The 19916-nt window shown below is 45.5% G+C and carries 10 protein-coding genes and 1 pseudogene; 6 read left to right on the top strand and 5 right to left on the bottom strand.

Features of this window, described 5'->3' with window-relative positions; translation table 11 throughout:
- The first annotated feature begins 60 nt into the window (after window positions 1-60).
- The 4 genes from LIN98_RS00765 (at window position 61) to LIN98_RS00750 (ending at window position 1887) form a co-directional block, all read left to right on the top strand.
- Window positions 61-573, top strand: a complete 513-nt coding sequence (locus LIN98_RS00765; protein WP_005543917.1) for a peptidylprolyl isomerase — start codon at window positions 61-63, stop codon at window positions 571-573.
- Between the two features lie 90 nt (window positions 574-663).
- Window positions 664-822: a hypothetical protein gene (locus tag LIN98_RS00760; protein ID WP_005547658.1), complete on the top strand. Its 159-nt coding sequence runs from the start codon at window positions 664-666 to the stop codon at window positions 820-822.
- Window positions 815-1096, top strand: coding sequence for a type II toxin-antitoxin system RelE/ParE family toxin (locus LIN98_RS00755; protein WP_005547656.1), 282 nt, complete (start codon window positions 815-817; stop codon window positions 1094-1096). Before LIN98_RS00760 ends, LIN98_RS00755 begins: the two co-directional genes overlap by 8 nt.
- A gap of 2 nt (window positions 1097-1098) precedes the next feature.
- A complete protein-coding gene (locus LIN98_RS00750; RefSeq protein WP_005547653.1) occupies window positions 1099-1887 on the top strand; it encodes a TatD family hydrolase in 789 nt (262 codons plus the stop codon).
- A gap of 26 nt (window positions 1888-1913) precedes the next feature.
- Here the strand turns inward: LIN98_RS00750 and nrdG are convergent, their stop codons facing one another.
- From nrdG to LIN98_RS00730, 4 genes are all read right to left on the bottom strand, one after another.
- Window positions 1914-2381 (bottom strand): anaerobic ribonucleoside-triphosphate reductase-activating protein, encoded by a 468-nt coding sequence (gene nrdG, locus LIN98_RS00745; protein ID WP_005569956.1) that lies wholly within the window; start codon window positions 2379-2381, stop codon window positions 1914-1916.
- A 601-nt stretch (window positions 2382-2982) separates the two neighbouring features.
- Entirely contained in the window at window positions 2983-5109 is a 2127-nt protein-coding gene (gene nrdD, locus LIN98_RS00740) for an anaerobic ribonucleoside-triphosphate reductase (RefSeq protein WP_005566858.1), read from the bottom strand.
- 253 nt (window positions 5110-5362) lie between these two features.
- The gene (emaA, locus tag LIN98_RS00735) at window positions 5363-11260 is read right to left on the bottom strand and encodes a trimeric autotransporter adhesin EmaA (protein ID WP_148326169.1); all 5898 of its coding nucleotides are present in this window, start codon (window positions 11258-11260) and stop codon (window positions 5363-5365) included.
- A gap of 344 nt (window positions 11261-11604) precedes the next feature.
- On the bottom strand, window positions 11605-13392 hold the full coding sequence (locus LIN98_RS00730) for an AMP-dependent synthetase/ligase (RefSeq protein ID WP_061869947.1): 1788 nt from the start codon (window positions 13390-13392) through the stop codon (window positions 11605-11607).
- Window positions 13393-13590: 198 nt separating this feature from the next.
- Between LIN98_RS00730 and dnaE the strand changes: the two genes are divergently transcribed.
- Together dnaE and LIN98_RS00720 are read left to right on the top strand one after the other, a co-directional pair.
- Window positions 13591-17067 carry a DNA polymerase III subunit alpha gene (dnaE, locus tag LIN98_RS00725; RefSeq protein ID WP_249856131.1) on the top strand — a complete coding sequence of 1159 codons (3477 nt, stop codon included), beginning with the start codon at window positions 13591-13593 and terminating at the stop codon, window positions 17065-17067.
- A gap of 165 nt (window positions 17068-17232) precedes the next feature.
- Window positions 17233-17523 (top strand): annotated as a pseudogene (locus LIN98_RS00720) (transposase).
- A gap of 672 nt (window positions 17524-18195) precedes the next feature.
- Here LIN98_RS00720 and LIN98_RS00715 read toward each other — a convergent pair.
- Window positions 18196-19650: a catalase gene (locus tag LIN98_RS00715; RefSeq protein ID WP_005570155.1), complete on the bottom strand. Its 1455-nt coding sequence runs from the start codon at window positions 19648-19650 to the stop codon at window positions 18196-18198.
- Window positions 19651-19916: the final 266 nt, after the last annotated feature.

Genomic DNA, 19916 nt, shown 5'->3' with positions numbered 1-19916 from the left:
TGGCGATTTGGGGCGGATTGTGAAATAATGACGCTCTTTAATTCGTAGAGGAAAAGCACAATGGTTACACTACATACAAATTTCGGCGATATTAAAATTGCCTTAAATCACGAGAAAGCACCGGTAACGGCGGAAAATTTCTTAACTTATTGTAAAAACGGTTTTTATGATAACACAATTTTCCACCGCGTGATTGACGGTTTTATGATTCAAGGCGGCGGTATGGAAAGCGGTATGCGCGAAAAAGCCACCAACGCGCCGATTAAAAATGAAGCCAATAACCGTTTAAGTAACAAACGCGGCACCATCGCCATGGCGCGCACCTCCGATCCGCATTCCGCGACAGCGCAATTCTTCATTAATGTTGCCGATAACAACTTCCTGGATTACCGCGCAAAAGAGTTGCACGGGCGCGAAGTGGTGCAAGAATGGGGTTATGCGGTATTCGGCGAAGTGGTTGAAGGCATGGATGTGGTCGATAAAATCAAAGGCGTTAAAACCGGCAACAAAGGTTTTCATCAAGACGTGCCGAATGAGGATGTGGTGATTACTTCGGTTACTGTGGATGAGTAATTTTTCATAATAACCGCCTAAATAATTGGGCGGTTATTGGTTCCTTAATGGATTGGTTTGTACTAAAATTAACCAAAATCGAGGGAGGTTATGATGATGACACAGGAATATAAGCAGTTTTTGCAACAAAAAGTGGCAAAATCTGATGAAGATTTTAAAAATAATCGCGTATTTGAGCCTGAACAAGTGTACCAACGCGTGATTCAAGCGGCGGTAAAAGCTAAAGAAGGAATGAAGGACGTTGCATAAAATTATTTATTCAGAAAACGCCGTTCAGGATTTTGAGCATATTGTTTTTGATTTAACCGAATATGCCGGATTTAGCAGTGCTATAACTATTTTTGAAGATATTAAACAAGCGATTGAATTGCTTGCCTATATGCCTCTGATGGGAGTTGTCGGTAGTGTTGAGGGAACTCGTGAAATTTATGTCAGAGGCTATCGAATTGTTTATCGTGTTTCTTCTGCAGAAATTCAAATCAGCACCATCATTCATTGTAAAAGACTTTATCCCAATTTCTAATCATGCCTTTTTTTGATACCCACACCCACCTTGATTACCTGCAACAATTTAGCGGCGAGCGGTTGGTGCAGCTGATGCAAAATGCGCAGGCGGCGGGAGTGCAAAAGATTTTGATTGTTGCTGTGTTGCAGCGGGATTTCAAAACGATTGAAAAAATGACCGCACTTTATCCCGGGCAGTTGTATTACGGCTTAGGGTTGCATCCTTTGTATATCCAAGAGCATCAAATCGACGATTTGGGTTTGCTGGATCAGGCATTGGCAAGTCGTCCGGCAAATTGTACGGCGGTGGCGGAAATCGGTTTGGAGCGTGCCTTGCCTGAACTCTTAACGGAAGCATTATGGCGCAAGCAATGTGATTTCTTGGAAGCGCAGTTGCACTTGGCGAAAAAACACAACCTGCCGGTAAATCTGCATTCCCGTAAATCTCATGAGCAACTGTTTTCCTTTTTAAGACGCATCGCCGTGCCAAAATGTGGTGTGGTGCATGGTTTTGCGGGCAGTTATGATCAGGCGAAACGCTTTGTGGATTTAGGTTACAAAATCGGCGTAGGCGGCACCATTACTTATGAACGCGCCAATAAAACCCGTCAAACCATCGCCAAATTGCCTTTAAACGCGTTGCTGTTGGAAACGGATTCGCCCGATATGCCGGTGTTTGGTTTTCAAGGGCAGCCTAATCGCCCGGAACGCGTGGTGCAGGTGTTCAATGCCTTGTGTGAATTAAGAAGCGAAACGCCGGCGCAAATCGCCGAGACCATTTGGCACAACAGCGTGGCAAAATTCGCTTGAAAAAAGTACCGCACTTTTGTGCGAAATCAGATCTTAAACCGGTGAATCACTTGATTCGCCGAACCGCGCCAAATCAGGCTCGGATCCGCTTGCGCCTGAATGAATTTGCCGTCAATTAGCACGTCGATATAAGGCAGCATTTGGCGTTGATAGTCGTCCAATTCATCTAATTTGTACCCGGTCCATACCCAAATGTCTTTATCGGGGCATTCCCGTTTCACCCGTTGCACTAACGGCAACAGCGTTTCTACATTGCGCGGATGAAGCGGATCACCGCCGGAGAGGGTCAAACCTTGGCGTTTAATGCGGGTGTCTTTGAGATCCTTGAGAATTTGTTCTTCCATTTCAATACCAAACGGCGCGCCCGCACTAAACGACCAGCTTTTTTGGTTGTAGCAACCTTTGCAGGCGTGCGTACAGCCGCTGACGAAAAGGGTGCAGCGAGTGCCTTCGCCGTTGACGATGTCGACGGGGTAGTATTGGAGGTAGTTCATTAGTTACTTATGTTTTAGATTGTTTAACCCGCTATGGTTTTTGTTGATATATCGGATTTCGCCGATGGCGAGTTACTTTTCTTTGCGTCGTCAAAGAAAAGTAACCAAAAGAAAGGCGCCCCTGCTTTGCCTTGTTTATTCGCAACTCAGCACAGCTGACTTGCTCACCCCTTCGGGGTCGTTGGCATAGCCAACGCTTAAAATGCGTTGCATTTTGTCCTTTGTTCCATTGAATTTGCTTTACGGGAATTTTGTAAACTTGCTACGCTCAAACAGTACAAAATTCCCTACAAATTCAATTTCACAAAGGCGGTAAAGAAGGGAACCCAACGTTGACTTTTAAAGTGCGGTGAAATTTTGTGGTATTTTCTATAAAAAAACACTCAAAAAAATAACCGCACTTTTCTAGAATAACGCTCAAATAAATGGGGTCCCCGTATAAGACGCCTGAGCGACTTGCAATTTTTAGGAAATTTTCGTCTGTTTGCGCGTAGCGAGTTCGAAAATTTCCGTGAAGAAAATTGCAACCAAGCGAAGAACAGCGGCTTATCCGGGGTGTGTTCTTTGCTACTTTCTTGCACAAGCAAGAAAGTAGGAGTAACTACATATGCTTAACTCTGCGCTTCACTTCTTCCTGTTTCCCCGCATTAAACGGTCTGGCGTCTGGGCTTCCTAGGTAGCCGCAAACCCGTCGGGTGACGGAGACTTTTTCGCTGTCGTGGTTGCCGCATTTCGGGCAGGTGAAGCCTTTGCTGGTGCATTCAAATTCGCCGGTGAAACCGCATTCGTAGCATTCGTCGATAGGCGTGTTGGTGCCGTAGTAAGGCACGCGGTCGTAGCTGTAATTCCACACGTCTTCCAGTGCTTTGAGGTTGTGCTGGATGTTTGGGTATTCGCCGTAGCAAATGAAACCGCCGCTGGCAAGTGGCGGGTACGCCATTTCAAAGTCCAGTTTGTCGTATGGATTGACTTTTTTCTCCACGTCCAAATGGTAGCTGTTGGTGTAGTAGCCTTTGTCGGTCACGCCGTCGATGACGCCGAATTGTTTGGTATCTAAACGGCAGAAGCGATCGCACAGGTTTTCGCTTGGAGTGGAATACAAACTGAAGGCATAACCCGTTTCGGCGCGCCATTGTTTGGTGGCGTTGCTGAGGTATTCCACGATGGCACGACCTTTTTCGCGTAGCATGTCGTTATCGTAAATGTGTCCTTGGTGATAGAGCGCATTGACGGTTTCATAAATGCCGATGTAACCGAGGGAAATGGAGGCGCGTCCGTTTTTGAAGATTTGTGCCACGTTGTCGTCCGCTTTTAAACGCACGCCACAGGCGCCTTCCATGTATAAAATCGGTGCGACACGGGCTTTGGTGTGTTCTAAGCGGGCAATGCGGGTCATGAGTGCTTTTTTCGCCAAGGCTAAACGTTGATCCAAAATTTCATAGAAGCGTTTTTCATCCCCTTTGGCTTCAATGGCGATACGCGGCAGGTTGAGGCTCACCACGCCGAGGTTGTTACGTCCGTCGTGGATTTGTTCGCCATTTTCTTCGTACGCGCCCAAGAAGCTACGGCAGCCCATCGGGGCTTTGAAGGAACCGGTGACTTTGACCACTTGATCGTAATTCAGAATATCCGGATACATACGTTTGCTGGCGCATTCCAAGGCAAGCTGTTTGATGTCGTAATTCGGATCATTAGGTTCCAGATTTACGCCCTTGCGTTGGGTGAAAACCAGTTTCGGGAACACCGGTGTTTTGTGGTTTTTGCCTAAACCGCGAATTCGGTTTTGCAAAATCGCTTTTTGAATCAAGCGCGCCTGCCAGCTTGTGCCCAAACCGAAACCGAAGGTCACGAATGGGGTTTGACCATTGGCGGTGTGCAAGGTATTCACTTCATATTCAAGGGATTGGAAGGCGTCGAAACAATCTTTTTCGATAAGTGCCTGCGTGTATCCTTGCGCATCGGGCACATTCCACTGCGCGGCATTTTTCAGATGTTTGTCGTAACTGAGTTGAACGTAAGGCGCCAACACTTCGTCAATACGGTTAATAGTGGTGCCGCCGTAAATGTGACTTGCTACCTGCGCGATAATTTGCGCAGTCACGGCGGTGGCGGTGCCGATGGATTTCGGCGGTTCGATTTCCGCATTGCCCATTTTAAAGCCTTGGGTCAGCATGCCTTTTAAATCCACCAACATACAGTTAAACATCGGGAAGAAGGGCGAATAGTCCAAATCGTGATAATGGATTTCGCCTTTCTCATGGGCTGCCACCACATCGCGCGGCAGAATGTAACGTTTGGCATAATGTTTCGCCACGATACCCGCCAGCAAATCCCGTTGGGTCGGGATCACTTTGGCGTCTTTATTGGCGTTTTCGTTCAGTAATTCCACGTTGCTTTGTTCAATTAATCCCTCAATTTCCCGGGTTAATTGACTGCGTTTTTCACGCGCCAAATCACGATCGTGGCGATATTCAATATAAGCGCGTGCCACTTGCGGGTATTGGCTAGCCATCAGGTGATTTTCCACGATTTTTTGAATGTGACTAATGTCGATTTCCTGTTGGTAATGGCTGAAAATGTCATCACTGACTTTCTGCGCCACGGCATAGCAATAACGATCATCCGTAATACCGACCGCCTGCGCTGCCTTTTTTATGGCGTTTACGATACGTTGAAGTTCAAAGCTAATGCGTGAACCATCACGCTTAATGACAAAGAATGTACCCATGAGAGATGTCCATATTTAGTGTTATAAAAAATTGGATAATACTATATATAGATATTTTTAGGATTTCAAGACACAAGATGTAGTGTTTTTGTGGCTTGTTTGTTAACGTTCTGTTATGAGCAAAGTTTAGTGATTGGTTTCGTTAGGAATTTCATTCGGGGAGAAATGAGAGGGCGAAAATAAAAAAGTGCGGTGAAGAAACACATTATTTTTCCACCGCACTTTTGTTTCAGGTTAGCTGAATAAGCGCATTTTACCAGAAATAGCCCGCGCCTGCCGTACCGCCAACTTCACCTTGTGAGTTGGTGCTGAAAGAAACTTTCACGCCGTATTTTCCGTTATCGGAAATGCGTGAGTAACCCACAGCTACAGCGGTTTCGCTTTGATATTGACCGACAGCGGCGACTAAGGCGGATTGCCCGTCTCTATGCGGCTGCATCAAACCCGCCGTAGCGAGGGCGGAAGCGGTGCCGGCTTTGCGACGTTTATCCATTTTTTTCACGCGCTTATCAATGTTATCAATGCGATTATTAATGGCACTGCCGACGTCTTGAAGCTGACTCATATTTACTGCATCCGTCGGTGCTTTCCCTTTCGCAACGTTAGCAATTCGTTTGCCGCCGGCGTTGATGCCGTGGCTTGTCATGCTTGGACCGTCTTTAATCGTAACACCGTCGTTATTGACCGTGGTATTGCCTACAGTAAGGCTGCCATCTGCGCCGAGATTAACTTCCTTCGCCAGCTGAACGGTCATGGTGCCGTTTTTATCTGCGGTCACGCCGATATTATTTTGTGTTAATTTCTTCGGATCCGCACCGCCGCGAATGTTAAGTTGATCGCCTAATTTACGATTAACTGTGACTTCTTGATTGTCTCCTTGGAAATTCAGCCCTTTGTCCACATTGTTGGCTAAATTCGTCACATTTTGGTTGGTTTGATGTAATTGGCTACCGTTCACCGCCTCTTTACTATGGGCTGAAATTTCACCGTCTTTTACACCGGTGATTTTCTTATCATTGGCGTGAATGCCGTCCTTGGTGACACTTGGTCCGCCATTGATATTGACACCGTTGCTATCCAGGGTGGTATCACCGGTTTTCACCGTGCTGAATTCAACATCGTTTTGGGTTTCAACGGTGTACGTGGTGCTTCCGTCGGCATTCTTTTGAGGCGTTACAGTAATGTTTTTGCCGGCACTAACACCGGATTTAGCTTGAGCAATACTTCTATCCAATTGGGATTTGTTCACCGCATCTTTGTCATTTACCCCATCGGCAACCTGAGTAATACGACCATCTTCCTGGAACGAAATGCCATCTTTACCGTCTTTGCCTTTGAGCGTCAACGCGTCTTTACCATCAGCGCTACGCGTAGCGGCAATAGACATACCCGGTTGTCCGTCTTTAGCAAAAGTGACGGAAGCCTCTTTGCCGTTGATGGATACGCCATCCTTACCGTTTTCCCCTTTGACGCTAATGGTGCCCGCTTGCGCATCGTCTCCTACAGTGATGTCGTTGCTTAAACCCACTTGTAAGGTCGGTTTACCATTATCGGTAACTACTTTTGTAATAACACTGCCATCGCCTTTCACTTTCACGGTTTCACCTAAGTTGGCTTTAGCGGTTGCGCCATTGTCATCGCTTAAACCGAAGCCGCCGTTTTTACTTGCGTCGGTAATGTCGTTAATGGATTTTTGTAAATCGCCGATATTCGCCGCATTTTTTAAGGTATCACCTGAGGCGTCTTTTAAAGCAACTGTTGAACCGTCGGCTTGTTTTAATCCGCTGTCAATGTTCACAATTTGATTACCACCATTGTTTAGTCCTTTATCCGTTAAGCTGACCGCCTTTGTCGGATCTTTCGGGGTAATTGTTATGCCATTGCCATTGATAACCGTTGTGTTGTCGCCATTCTTGAATTGCGCACTGGTTAACTCATTCAACTCTTTGGCTAATTTCACTTCCAGTTTGCCGTTATTGGCATTTACGCCGATATTGTTGTCAGATAATTTGTTTTTATCTGCACCACCCACAATTTCCAGTTTTTGATTTAAGGTTTTAGTGATGACTTCGGTGCTGTTATCTCCGGCGAATTTTAAGCCGTCTTTAAGGGTTGCAACAGCGTCGTTATTCACCATTAAACGGTCTTTGGGATTGGTTTCATTCACACCGGCAGGACCTTGCGCCGTTTTGATGGTGACAGGATTCGCACCGTCTTTGCCATTTAATGCAATGGAACCGTCTTTACCGTTAATCGCCACACCGGAGCCATCTTTGCCGTTCACTTTAATGGAAGAATCTTTACCGGTTACGCCGTTAGCGTCTTTTTGACCTAGCGCTAAATCATCTTTCAGATTCACTTTAAACGGATTGGCGGCTGAGCCATCACCTTCAATGGTTGTATTGTTGCCGGGAGCCATTGCTGTTTTTTCCGGTGTTGGAATATTGGCTTTGATTTTGTAGGTTTTTTGTCCTGTCGTATTATCGGTTTCGTCAGTTACCGTAATCGTAGAATCAGCGGCTTTCACTACAGCGCCTAAAGCGGTAATAACTTTTTTACCATTATCGGTAATGTTGGCGAGATCTTTATCTGCCGCATTGTCGATCTTATTTTTTGTGGTTTGGGCAAGATCCACCGTGACATCATCGCCGGATCCTGATGTCGTCACATATTTTTGGCTGTCTCCGCCTTTGATATTAAATTTGATTCCGCCGTTGTGAGACAAGGATTTCTCTGTGGTACTACCGTTGTCACCGCCTAAAGAAACCTTATTATCGAATTTTTTATCGACTATAGATAATTGATCTTCCGTTGCTGCACGACCGGTTGTTGGCGCGCCCGTCCAGCTTGTATTGGTTAAACCGGTAATATAGCCGTTATTACCATCAATGGTGATCGGGTGACCATTTGTTCTTGGTCCGACGGTCAAGCTAGGATTTAATGCCACTTTATAGTTAATATGTCCGTCCGTTGCAGTTTCTGATGTGATTTGAATATTATCATCACCTTTCTCAACCGTAGTTTTGGCTTTTGCAGTTTCAGCGAATAATTGACCGCCATTCACGGCATCTTTGCTGTTAGCTGCAATAACGCCATCTGCTACATTGGTGATTTTCTTACCGCCTGCATCCACACCTGATTGGGTAAGTTTAGGGCCGTTGGTGATTTCTACACCATTACCGGTTAATTTGGTATTGCCCGTGGTCACAGAAGTAAATTCAACATTATCTTTGGTGGCAAAAGAGAATTTTTTATCTCTTTGAGTAATTTTGATGTTTTTGCCGGCATCATAAGTCACCGTATCCCCATTTTTAACGGAATTAGATGCATTGCTGACGACTTCGCCGTCAGATTTAGAGGCAGTTATTGTCCATGCGGCATTATTTAACGCCTCTACCACATTTTTAACCGTCGCTACGCCATCTTTGCCATCAGTGCCGTTGGCGCCATTTGTGCCCGGTGTACCGGCTACGGCAGCCTTGCCATCTTCTACTTTAATGGTGGATAAATTGACGTCATATTTCACCACACCGTCATTTGCCACGGAAGCGGTTGTCATCATACCATTGGTAAAGTTTAATCCTTTATCCAACATGACGGTTTTATCACCGCTACCGTTAGCTTTATAAGTTAATGGGATAGATTTCGCCGCTTCTGTGCCATTAAAGGTTACGGCATAAGTATCAACGCCATTTACATCTGTTTTGTTTACATTAATCGGTGCCGAACCTGTCACTTTAACCGTTTCTTTTGCGGCACTTTGTACGGCTTTTTTGGATACAGATACTTCGTATTTCGCACCCATATCGCCGGCGTTTTTACCATTTGCTACGCTAATATCCGCCAGGTTTTCATCTCCGGCTTGAGCTGCTTTTTTCTCAACAATTTCCGTTGACGCGGAGCCACCAAGAAGGCTTTTTAATTGTTTAAAGTTAACCGCGTCGTCATCTTGAGTGCCTTCAGCGACACCGGTAATGCGATTATTTCCCATATTGATGGTTCCGCCATTTTGAACGCTGAAGTTCTTAACAGTGGTGTTGCCTGTTGCAGTTAGATCTTGGGTCGTAACATTAGTGAACGTGACATTTTCTTGGGTTGAGAAGGTGAAGTTAGTGCCGTTTTGTTTGACTGCTAAATTCTTTCCTGCCAGTAGCTTCACTTGGTTACTCGGTTTGATTGTTGCTGTTGAGGCTGCGCCATTTTGAGTACCACCATTTTCTACGCCGGAAGTGATTTGCCAACCTTGTTCTACACGACTGGCGACAGCAAATAATTGAGAGCCATTAACGGCATCGGTTGAGTTTGCCGCAACATTACCTGCTGCCACATTTTTAATTTGACGCTCATTGCCTTTTGAACCAATGCTCACAAAATGTCCCGACTCTTTTACCGTGCCGGTAAAACCTGAGTAGGTATATCCGTTAACAGTCGCACTGCTAACATTTGAAACAGGATGTGAACCTTCCGTGGTGGAGGAATTTCCTAAAATGACGGAACCGTTGGTTGTCGCGGTGATATTGGCACCCAATGCAACGGTATTTTGGCCGCTAACATTGCTGTTTAAACCAATGGCAATAGAGTTCATTGCCGCCCTTCCTGTTGTGGCTTTTTCGCCTAACGCAATAGAACCTACTGCTTTAGCCCCTTTATTGTCGTAATTACTATCGGCTGCTGTATTAGTGCTATTTACACTTACATAATTGGTTTGTGCCGCTTCAACAGCTGTTTTGACATCGTGATAGTTGGTATTTTTAATACTAAATACCGGTGCTTTGTAAGTATGTCCGTCTGTTTCATAGCCGTTATAACCGGCGCCTGCGATGGACTTGGCTAAGTTATCATTCACGAATTTTAACTGGGCAACATTCACTGCATCAGTATCATTACGACCACCGGCAACATTAATAATTCGACGCTCTTTACCGGCGTTTGCAACAGCTACAACACCATTATTAGCATCATAATTTTGTGCAGTAAATTTAGATTGCCCGCCATCGACACTGTTGACAATGGTACCTGTACCTAATGCCAATGAGTTTTTAAAGGTAGATTTAGCTCCCTGACCAATGGCCATTGAACCAGATTCAGTGGCTGTAGCATCTTTACCTATTGCTACAACGTTATCTTGAGATGCTTTTGCATTTGCGCCAAGAGAAATTGCATTAATGCCGGAAGCATTAGCTTGGTAGCCAAATGCGATAGCAGATTCTTTTTGCGCAAGGGCACTCGTACCGACAGCAATGGCTTTATCAGCTTTTTTAGACAGATCCGGAGAGGTAACATTCTCTTTTAGATAGTTGTCATGTTCCACTTTAAACTCACCGGTGTGTGCTTTATAACCAATAGCAAATGAATCATCACCATTGGTTTTAGCTGCCGTACCCAATGCCATGGAACGGTTACCATTGGTTTGTGTGTTGTCTAACCCGTTGTATTTTGTGATTGGCACACCAGAACCATTCGGAGATATTTTTTGTTCCAAGCTGCCAATTGCAATGGATTGGTTGCCTTTAGCAGTAGCAGAAGCCCCCAGTGCGAAGCTTGATTGACCTGCAGCCCATGCGACAGAACCAATGGCAGTAGAATAATCCCCGGTTGCTGCAGATTGACGCATCATCGCAAGAGAATTAATTCCTGATGATCTGGAAGCTATACCGATTGCAATACCGCCATTTTTTTCTGCTCTGGAAAATGAACCTAAGGCCATGGCAAGCCCACCGGTAGCTTTAGAATAATCGCCTAAGGCGATACCATTTGAATCCTTACTTGAGTCACGAACATCGGTATTTTTACCGATAGCGATACCATATGCCTCCCCATTGCTGTATCTTCTTTCAGGATTGCTAGGTTTGTCTTTATCATCATATGATTTACTACCGGGGTTGTAATAATTTAATGCTTGGCTTCCCTTTCTCTTGTTTGGGGAGGCTTCTGCCCCCTCGGATTTCACAGAATTGTTTTCAACAGAACCTATAGCAATGTAAGCGTTGGTATTAAAGGAGAGAAATAATAACGGGGCTGCAGCAATGAATATTTTAGTTTTTTTAGGTATATCTGTAGTGGTAGAAAGGGAAAAAGCTTTAGATAGTTCAGATACGGCAATCCATGTCTGAGATGTTTTACACCAGATTACTTTAAAGACTTTATTCATCTTATGTTTTCCTTTTTGTTAGGGTAAATTACATTGATAATTAATATGTTAATAGGTTCTGCAGCTTAAAAATGTAGATTAAGGCGTTATAAATTAGATTTGGTACTTGATTATATTAATGGAGTTTTATTGGCTAATATTTGTGCAAGACTGAGTTAAGGGGGTACATCCTAACTATATAAATTTTAAATGCAAGTAAATTTTCATTGTTTTACAAAAAATAAGGTCTTTTTTGAAATTTTTTATTAAAATTCACTTGAAAGACGAATAATAAAGAGAAATTAATATAAAAAGTGCGGTGAAAAAACACATTATTTTTCCACCGCACTTTTATGATGAATCATTTAGTTATACATCGCCTCAATCAGCTCTTTATAACGCTGTAAAATCACTTTTCGTCGTAATTTCAACGTCGGTGTGATTTCTTCCAATTGTGTGCTGAAGGCTTGGGGCAAAAGGGTGAAACGTTTAATTTGTTCCCAGCCCGCCAATTCTTTTTGCAATTCATTAATTCGGCGTTCTAACATTTGAATAATCTCCGAATTTCTTAACAATTCCAAACGATCCTGATATTTGATGTTGACCTGCTTGGCATAATCTTCCAGTGACGCATAGCAAGGCACGATAAGGGCGGAGACGTATTTTTTCGCGTCGGCGATGACGGCGATTTGTTCGATGAATTTATCTTTGCCGATTTTACTTTCCAGCACCTGTGGCGCGATATATTTGCCGTTGGAGGTTTTCATCAGTTCTTTGATGCGATCGGTGATGTATAAATTGCCGTCGGCATCGAATTCGCCGGCGTCACCGGTTTTCAGGAAACCGTCAGGGGTGAAGGTGTCGGCGGTTTCCTGCGGTTTTTTATAATAACCTTTCATCACCATGCCGCCACGCACCAGAATTTCATTGTTTTCGCCGATTTTCACTTCTGCGCCCGGCATCAAAGTACCGATAGAATTGGCATTAAAACTGAAATCATTCCAGCAGGAAACGGTGGCGGTGGTTTCCGTCATGCCGTAACCCAGTTTGATGTTTAAGCCGATACTGTGGAAAAACAAGCCGATGGTCGGTTCCAATTTGGCGCCGCCGCACGGCATCATACGAATGCGTCCGCCGAGTAAGGCGCGCAGTTTACCGAGCACCAATTTATCGGCGAGGGCATATTGTTGTTTTAATGGGAAGCCGATTTTCTGTTGCTTGGCAAGGGTATCGAAACGTTTACGCCCGACGGCAATTGCCCAATTGAAAATCCATTGGCGCAGTTTCGGTGCGTTATGCACTTTGTCCAGAATCGCTGTGTAAATCTTCTCGTAAAAACGTGGCACGGCACACATCAATGTCGGACGAATCTCCGTCAATGCCGACCGCACTTGGTTGGTATCTTCAATGTAACAGTTAGTGGCACCGCGATGGAGCACATACGCCACCCAAGCCCGCTCAAAAATATGAGATAACGGCAGGAAGGAAAGGGACACATCGCTATCATCTATTTGCAACGCCTGATCGTGCGCCTTCAGCTGGTGCGCCAGATTGGCATAATCCAGCATCACGCCTTTCGGCTCACCGGTGGTGCCGGAGGTGTAAATCAGGGTGAATAAATCCGCCAAAGATTTGCCATCCAGCCGCTGTTGTAATTGCGGTCGATATTGTTCGTCCGCCATTTCAATAAAATCCTGCCAATGACAGGCTTTGGCGTGTTCGTGCAAATTGATGGTGCTTTTCATCGCCACGATTTTTATAAGCTTAGGGCATTCATCGGCGATGTCGATCACCTGATCGTATTGTTCCTGATCGCCGGCGAAAATGATCTTCATATCGGCGTTGTTAATAATGAATTGCGCCTGTTTTGCGGTGTTGGTGGCATAAATCGGTACCGTCACCGCACGCACCTGTAATATACCAATGTCGGTGATTGTCCAACGCGGCATATTGTGCGCGAAAATACCGATTTTATCTTGAATATCAATATGATTGGCTAAAAGTGCCAAAGAGATGTGATCCACTTGCTGTTGCAGCTCCGCCCAGGAAATATCCAGCCGGTTATTGTCTTTGAAATAGCAAAGTGCGGTGCGATTTGCCAGCGTTTTTGCCTGATGGCGAATGCGATTGATAAAATGAAAATTGAGATCCATGGTTAAAAATCCAAAATCAGCTAACAGTTGTGCGCTAATATAGCCGATTAACGATCAAAACTCTAGCAATAAAACTGCGTTTTGTAGGGATTTATTGTGTCGGTACGTCAAGACATCAAGACAAATTATCCCTACAATTCCCCGTAAAATACCGCTAAAATACACCGCACTTTTGTCTGATTTTTCCCAAGGATTTTTATGTCGCAGCCACGTTTCGTTCATTTGCAGGTTCACAGTGATTTTTCCATGATTGACGGTATCGCCAAAGTGAAACCGTTAGTGAAAGCCTGTGTGGGAAATGGAATGGTAGCGGTGGGCTTGACGGATTTCACCAATTTTTGTGGCTTGGTACGCTTTTACGGCGAGGCGTTGTCTTCCGGTGTGAAGCCGATTATCGGGACGGATGTGTTGGTACAAAGCGCATTATGCGGCGATGAAAAATTTCGTTTAACCTTGCTGGCGAAGAATAACGAAGGTTATAAAAACATTACGTTGCTGCTTTCCAAAGCTTATGAACGCGGTTATGCCGATTTGCCTTATATCGATCAGCAGTGGCTGGTGGAACACCGCGCCGGGGTGATTGTGCTGTCCGGCGGGGTAAACGGCGATGTGGGCAAGAAATTGCTCAGAAGCAACCCCGATGAACTAAAAAGTGCGGTGGATTTTTACCGTGAATTTTTCCCCGATCATTTCTATTTAACCCTCACCCGTACCGGTCGCCCTGACGAAGAACGCTATATTAAAGCGGCGCTGGAACTGGCGGAGCAGCAACAGTTGCCGGTAGTGGCAACTAATGATGTATGCTTTTTGCAGGCGGAGGATTTTGAAGCCCATGAAATTCGCGTGGCGATTCATGACGGTTTTACCTTGGACGACCCGAAACGCCCGAAACTTTATACGTCACAACAATATTTTCGCTCCGAACAGGAAATGTGCGATTTGTTCGCCGACGTGCCGAGCGCGTTGGAAAATACGGTGTTAATTGCGCAGCGTTGTAATGTCACCATTCGTTTGGGCGAATATTTCTTGCCACAATTTCCGACCGGTGATTTAACTACGGAAGATTATCTGGTTAAGCGCGCCAAAGACGGCTTGGAAGAACGCTTAAAAGTGTTGTTCCCCGATGAGAAGGTGCGTGCCGAATGCCGCCCGGAATATGATGAACGGCTACAGGTTGAACTGGATGTGATTAACCAAATGGGCTTCCCGGGCTATTTTTTGATCGTGATGGAGTTTATTCAATGGTCGAAAGATAATGACATTCCGGTAGGACCCGGGCGTGGTTCCGGGGCGGGATCTTTGGTGGCATATGCGCTAAAAATTACCGATTTGGATCCGTTGGAATTCGATTTGCTCTTTGAGCGTTTCCTCAATCCGGAACGGGTTTCCATGCCTGACTTCGACGTGGATTTCTGCATGGACGGACGCGACCGCGTGATTGACCATGTGGCGGAAATGTACGGGCATGGTGCGGTGTCGCAAATCATTACCTTCGGTACTATGGCGGCGAAAGCGGTAATTCGCGATGTGGGGAGGGTGCTGGGGCAACCTTACGGCTTTGTGGATCGCATTTCCAAACTGGTGCCGCCTGATCCGGGCATGACCTTGGCTAAGGCCTTTGAAGCAGAACCGAAATTACAGGAAATTTATGACGCGGATGAAGAAGTGCGTGCCATTATCGACATGGCGCGCAAACTGGAAGGTGTCACGCGTAACGCCGGTAAACACGCCGGCGGGGTGGTGATTTCGCCGACCCTGATCACGGATTTCTCGCCACTGTATTGCGATTCGGAAGGCAAACATCCGGTCACCCATTTCGATAAAAATGACGTGGAACACGCCGGTTTGGTGAAGTTTGACTTCCTCGGTTTACGCACGTTGACCATCATAAAATGGGCGCTGGATATGATTAATGCCCGCATGGAAAAAGAAGGCAAGCTGTTGGTGGACATCAGCGCCATTCCGTTGGACGACCAACAATCCTTCGATGTGTTACTGAATGCGGAAACCACGGCGGTGTTTCAGTTGGAATCGCGCGGTATGAAAGATTTGATTAAACGCCTGAAGCCGGACTGTTTTGAAGACATTATCGCGTTGGTGGCGTTGTTCCGTCCAGGTCCGTTGCAATCAGGCATGGTGGATAATTTTATCGACCGCAAACACGGACGCGAGGAAGTGTCTTACCCAGATGCCAATTATCAGCATGAATCCCTCAAACCGATTTTGGAACCGACCTACGGCATTATTTTGTATCAGGAACAGGTGATGCAAATCGCTCAAGTGTTGGCAGGCTATACTTTGGGTGGCGCGGACTTGTTGCGCCGTGCCATGGGGAAGAAAAAACCGGAAGAAATGGCGAAGCAGCGTTCCGTGTTTGAAGAAGGCGCGGTGAAAAACGGCGTGGACGGCGGACTTGCCATGAAGATCTTCGACTTGGTGGAAAAATTCGCCGGTTACGGTTTTAACAAATCCCACTCCGCCGCCTATGCGTTGGTGTCTTATCAAACCCTGTGGCTGAAAGCCCATTATCCGGCGGAATTTATGGCAGCGGTGATGACCTCGGAAATGGATAACACGGACAAAATTGTGGGCTTATACGACGAATGTATGCGTATGGGCTTGAAAGTGGTTCCGCCCGACATTAACACCGGTAAACACCATTTCAGCGTGAATGAAAACGGTGAAATCGTGTACGGAATCGGCGCCATTAAAGGCGTGGGTGAAGGCCCTATTGCGGCGTTGGTGGAAGCGCGGGAAAAAGACGGGATCTTTAAAAATCTGTTCGACTTATGTGCCCGCGTAGATTTAAAGAAAATCAACCGTCGTACTTTTGAAAGCCTGATTAAATCCGGTGCTTTTGATAAACTCGGACCGCATCGCGCCGCGTTACAGCAAAACTTGGAAGATGCGTTGCGCGCTTCCGATCAACACGCGAAAGACGAAGCCTTGGGGCAGGTGGATATGTTCGGCGTGCTGACGGAAACTAATGAGGAAGTGGAAAACTCCTATGCCAACATCGCACCTTGGACGGAAAAGACCATTTTGGACGGCGAACGGGAAACTTTAGGGTTGTATCTCAGCAGCTACCCGGTAACCCGTTATTTGAAAGAACTAGCCCATTACAGCCCCGTTCGCTTAAAAGAGCTGGTGCCGAATTATCGCGGGCAAATGAGCACCGCCAGCGGTTTGGTGATTAACACTCGCGTTGCGGTGACGAAAAAAGGCAACCATATCGGCATCGCTACCATTGACGATCGCTCCGGCCGGTTGGATTTAACCTTATTTGGCGAAGCCTTGGAAAAATTCGGCGAGAAACTGCAAAAAGACACGGTGATTGTGGTTTCCGGGCAAGTAAGTTTTGACGACTTCTCGCAGGGTTTGCGTATGTCAGTGCGTGATTTAATGACCATCGACGAAGCCCGTGCCCGTTATGCCAAAAGCCTTGCGATTTGCTTGTCGCAAGAACAAATCACGCCGCAATTCATTAAACAATTTAAAAGCATTTTACAGCCTTACAGCGGCAATTCGCTGCCGGTGCATATTTACTACCAAAGCCCGCAGGGCAGAGCGCTGGTTAAAATGGGCGTGCAATGGTCGGTCAACCCGACGGACGAACTGCTCACCGAACTGGCGGCACTGTTCGGTGAAAGTGCGGTGGAATTGGAGTTTGAATAGATAGGAAAAAGTGCGGTTAAAAAATGATTGTTTTTTCAACTGCACTTTGATCTACACCCCAAAAAAATCGGCATATAATTTAAGTTGCAGATTATGTCCTACTCTTATCAATTTCGTTTAAAAATTATCAAGCTAGTCACCGAGCAGGATTTCGGTATATGAGAGGTGGCTAAATTTCTCGTTCTCAAGTCATTTATTGGAAAAGCCTTTCGTGAAAGAGGGCTTGATGGCGTAAAATCACCTTACACAAACCTAAAATCTCCAAAATTCTGAAACCCAAAATGAAAAAAACGCAGATTGAAGTGGCTTGAAACAAGCGACTTTTCACCACAAGCCTTTAAAAAACTGAAACGGGAACCTGCCCTTGCAAAAGAGGAGATTGATAATCTAAAAAAGTTAGTGGAATTAGACAATCAAAAACGACGGCAGAAAAAAGAAAAGTCATCGAAAAGTTAAAGGAAAAACATGCCTTAAATGACCTGCTGCAAGTGTCTGAAATGCCTCATTCAACCTTTTATTATCAACAGGCAGGATTAGAGCCGGGTAAATTTGTGTATTACAACCAAAAACGAATTAAACCGATTTAAAAGGATTGAGCCCGATACAATACTGAGCTCAATATTTAAGTTAACTAACCTGTCCAACTTTTTGGGGGGGCAGATCACTTTCTATTTGTATTATTTGGCCTTACATCGCTTTCTCAGCTCCCAATGTACTTAGTGGCACAGCGACATTCTTCGTTAGAAAAATAAAATTAAAGGTGCCGTGTTCTGTCAGTACATTACTAATTTATTAAATTGCTTAGAAAATTTGTTCTTCACTTGCTTTTTTATGGAAGTGTTTTTTTAATTGTTCCGCTATGTAACAAAATGCCGTTTTAGAATCGATGCTTCCGGTGAGGTAGTAGAAGGATTTGTTTATGTCAGGAGACTACACAAATCTGTTTCTAACCTTTACTTAGCATAACCACACAATGAGTTCAGATTTAACACTATAATTTGGTGAATTTCAACATTTGCACACTGGGTATTATTAGATCAAGCTTGTTGGTTTTATAATGGATTCGGCTAAAAAAAATGACCGCACTTTTGAAGCAAAAGTGCGGTCGGTTCTTGAGTTAAATTTGAATCAAGCAAGTTTTGTGCGAATGGCGTTTGCCAATTCCGTATTAACGTGTTCAAAGTGTACCAACTGGTGTTCCACGATGGCATCGTCGGTGACTTCTGCCAGGCTGGCGGCGAAGTTGCCGGCGAGGCGGTCGCGTTGGGCGGCGTCCATAATGGCGTAAAGCGCGGCAGGTTGTGAGTAGTAATCTTCGTCGTAATCACGGAAATTAAAGTGCGCGCCTTCACGTTCCAGTTGCAATGACGGACCTTGATCGTGGGTTGGCACATAGGTGTCAAAGCGGTTTGGAGCATAGTTCGGGTGTGTGCCGCCGTTGTGATCTACGCGCATTGCACCGTCACGGTGGGTGGTGTGATACGGGCATTTTGGTGCATTCACCGGAATTTGGTGGTGGTTTACGCCCAAGCGGTAGCGTTGTGCATCTTGATAAGAGAATAAACGACCCTGCAACATACGATCGGGCGAGAAGCCGATGCCGGGCACGTTGTTGTTCGGCGCGAAGGCGGCTTGTTCCACTTCAGCAAAATAGTTTTGCGGATTGCGATTCAGTTCCAATACGCCTACATCAATCAACGGATAATCTTTGTGCGGCCATACTTTGGTTAAGTCAAAACTGTAATTGTGTTTTTCTGCATCGGCTTCCGGCATGATTTGAATTCGCACGTTCCAACGGGGGAAATTGCCGTTGGCAATGGCATCATATAAATCACGTTGGCTGGATTCACGATCTTCACCCACCACCTTCGCCGCTTCTGCGTTGGTTAAAAATTTATGACCTTGTTGGGTTTTGAAGTGGAATTTCACCCAAAAGCGTTCGTTGTCCGCATTGATAAAGCTGTAAGTGTGGCTGCCGTAACCGTTCATATTGCGCAGGCTTGCCGGAATACCACGATCGCTGAACAGAATCATAATTTGGTGCATGGATTCAGGATGACGCGACCAGAAATCCCATGCGGCGGTAGCGTCGCGTAAGTTGGTTTGCGGGTTGCGTTTTTGAGTGTGAATGAAATCCGGGAATTTGAGCGGGTCACGGATGAAGAACACCGGCGTGTTATTGCCCACTAAGTCCCAGTTGCCTTGTTCGGTGTAGAATTTCAACGAAAAACCGCGTACATCACGTTCCGCGTCGGCAGCACCGCGTTCGCCGGCAACGGTGGAAAAGCGCAACAGCACTTCCGTTTGTTTGCCCACTTCGCTGAACAGCGCAGCTTTGGTGTATTGGGTGATGTCGTGAGTGACGGTGAATGTACCGAATGCGGCGGAACCCTTGGCGTGCACCACACGCTCAGGAATGCGCTCGCGGGCAAAGTGGGCTAGTTTTTCTTGATACCAAACATCTTGTAACAGTAACGGGCCGCGGGGGCCGGCACTCATGGTGTTGTCATTATCCACCACCGGCGCGCCGGCAGCGGTAGTCAATGTGGCAGAGTTATGATCGAAAGGGCATTTTGCTGACATAATCGTTTCCTTAATTTTTGAGTAGTAGAGTAAAAAATATCCATTTTCATGGATGATCGATTGACAGAAATTATAAATACCAGCAAAAAGTTCTCAATCTATTAAATTAATAATATTTGACGATTAAAAAATAACTATTAATAGTTAGAATTGATTTAATCAAGAAAAAAGAAATGAGAAAAGAAAATGATCGCACTTTGATCTGCACCCTAAAACCGGGCGGATAGCTAAACCTAAGTTAAATATTGAGCTCTGCACTGCACAGG

Source organism: Aggregatibacter actinomycetemcomitans (assembly GCF_023518055.1).
Classification (GTDB): domain Bacteria; phylum Pseudomonadota; class Gammaproteobacteria; order Enterobacterales; family Pasteurellaceae; genus Aggregatibacter; species Aggregatibacter actinomycetemcomitans.
The sequence above is the reverse complement of the archived record's forward strand: the minus strand, read 5'-3'. Positions and strand labels throughout refer to the sequence as shown.

Excerpts from the sequence above, each read along its gene's own strand:
- LIN98_RS00765 (WP_005543917.1), top strand. The coding sequence starts at position 61 with ATGGTTACACTACATACAAATTTCGGCGATATTAAAATTGCCTTAAAT.
- LIN98_RS00760 (WP_005547658.1), top strand. The coding sequence starts at position 664 with ATGATGATGACACAGGAATATAAGCAGTTTTTGCAACAAAAAGTGGCA.
- LIN98_RS00750 (WP_005547653.1), top strand. The coding sequence starts at position 1,099 with ATGCCTTTTTTTGATACCCACACCCACCTTGATTACCTGCAACAATTT.
- nrdG (WP_005569956.1), bottom strand. The coding sequence starts at position 2,381 with ATGAACTACCTCCAATACTACCCCGTCGACATCGTCAACGGCGAAGGC.
- nrdD (WP_005566858.1), bottom strand. The coding sequence starts at position 5,109 with ATGGGTACATTCTTTGTCATTAAGCGTGATGGTTCACGCATTAGCTTT.
- emaA (WP_148326169.1), bottom strand. The coding sequence starts at position 11,260 with ATGAATAAAGTCTTTAAAGTAATCTGGTGTAAAACATCTCAGACATGG.
- LIN98_RS00730 (WP_061869947.1), bottom strand. The coding sequence starts at position 13,392 with ATGGATCTCAATTTTCATTTTATCAATCGCATTCGCCATCAGGCAAAA.
- dnaE (WP_249856131.1), top strand. The coding sequence starts at position 13,591 with ATGTCGCAGCCACGTTTCGTTCATTTGCAGGTTCACAGTGATTTTTCC.
- LIN98_RS00715 (WP_005570155.1), bottom strand. The coding sequence starts at position 19,650 with ATGTCAGCAAAATGCCCTTTCGATCATAACTCTGCCACATTGACTACC.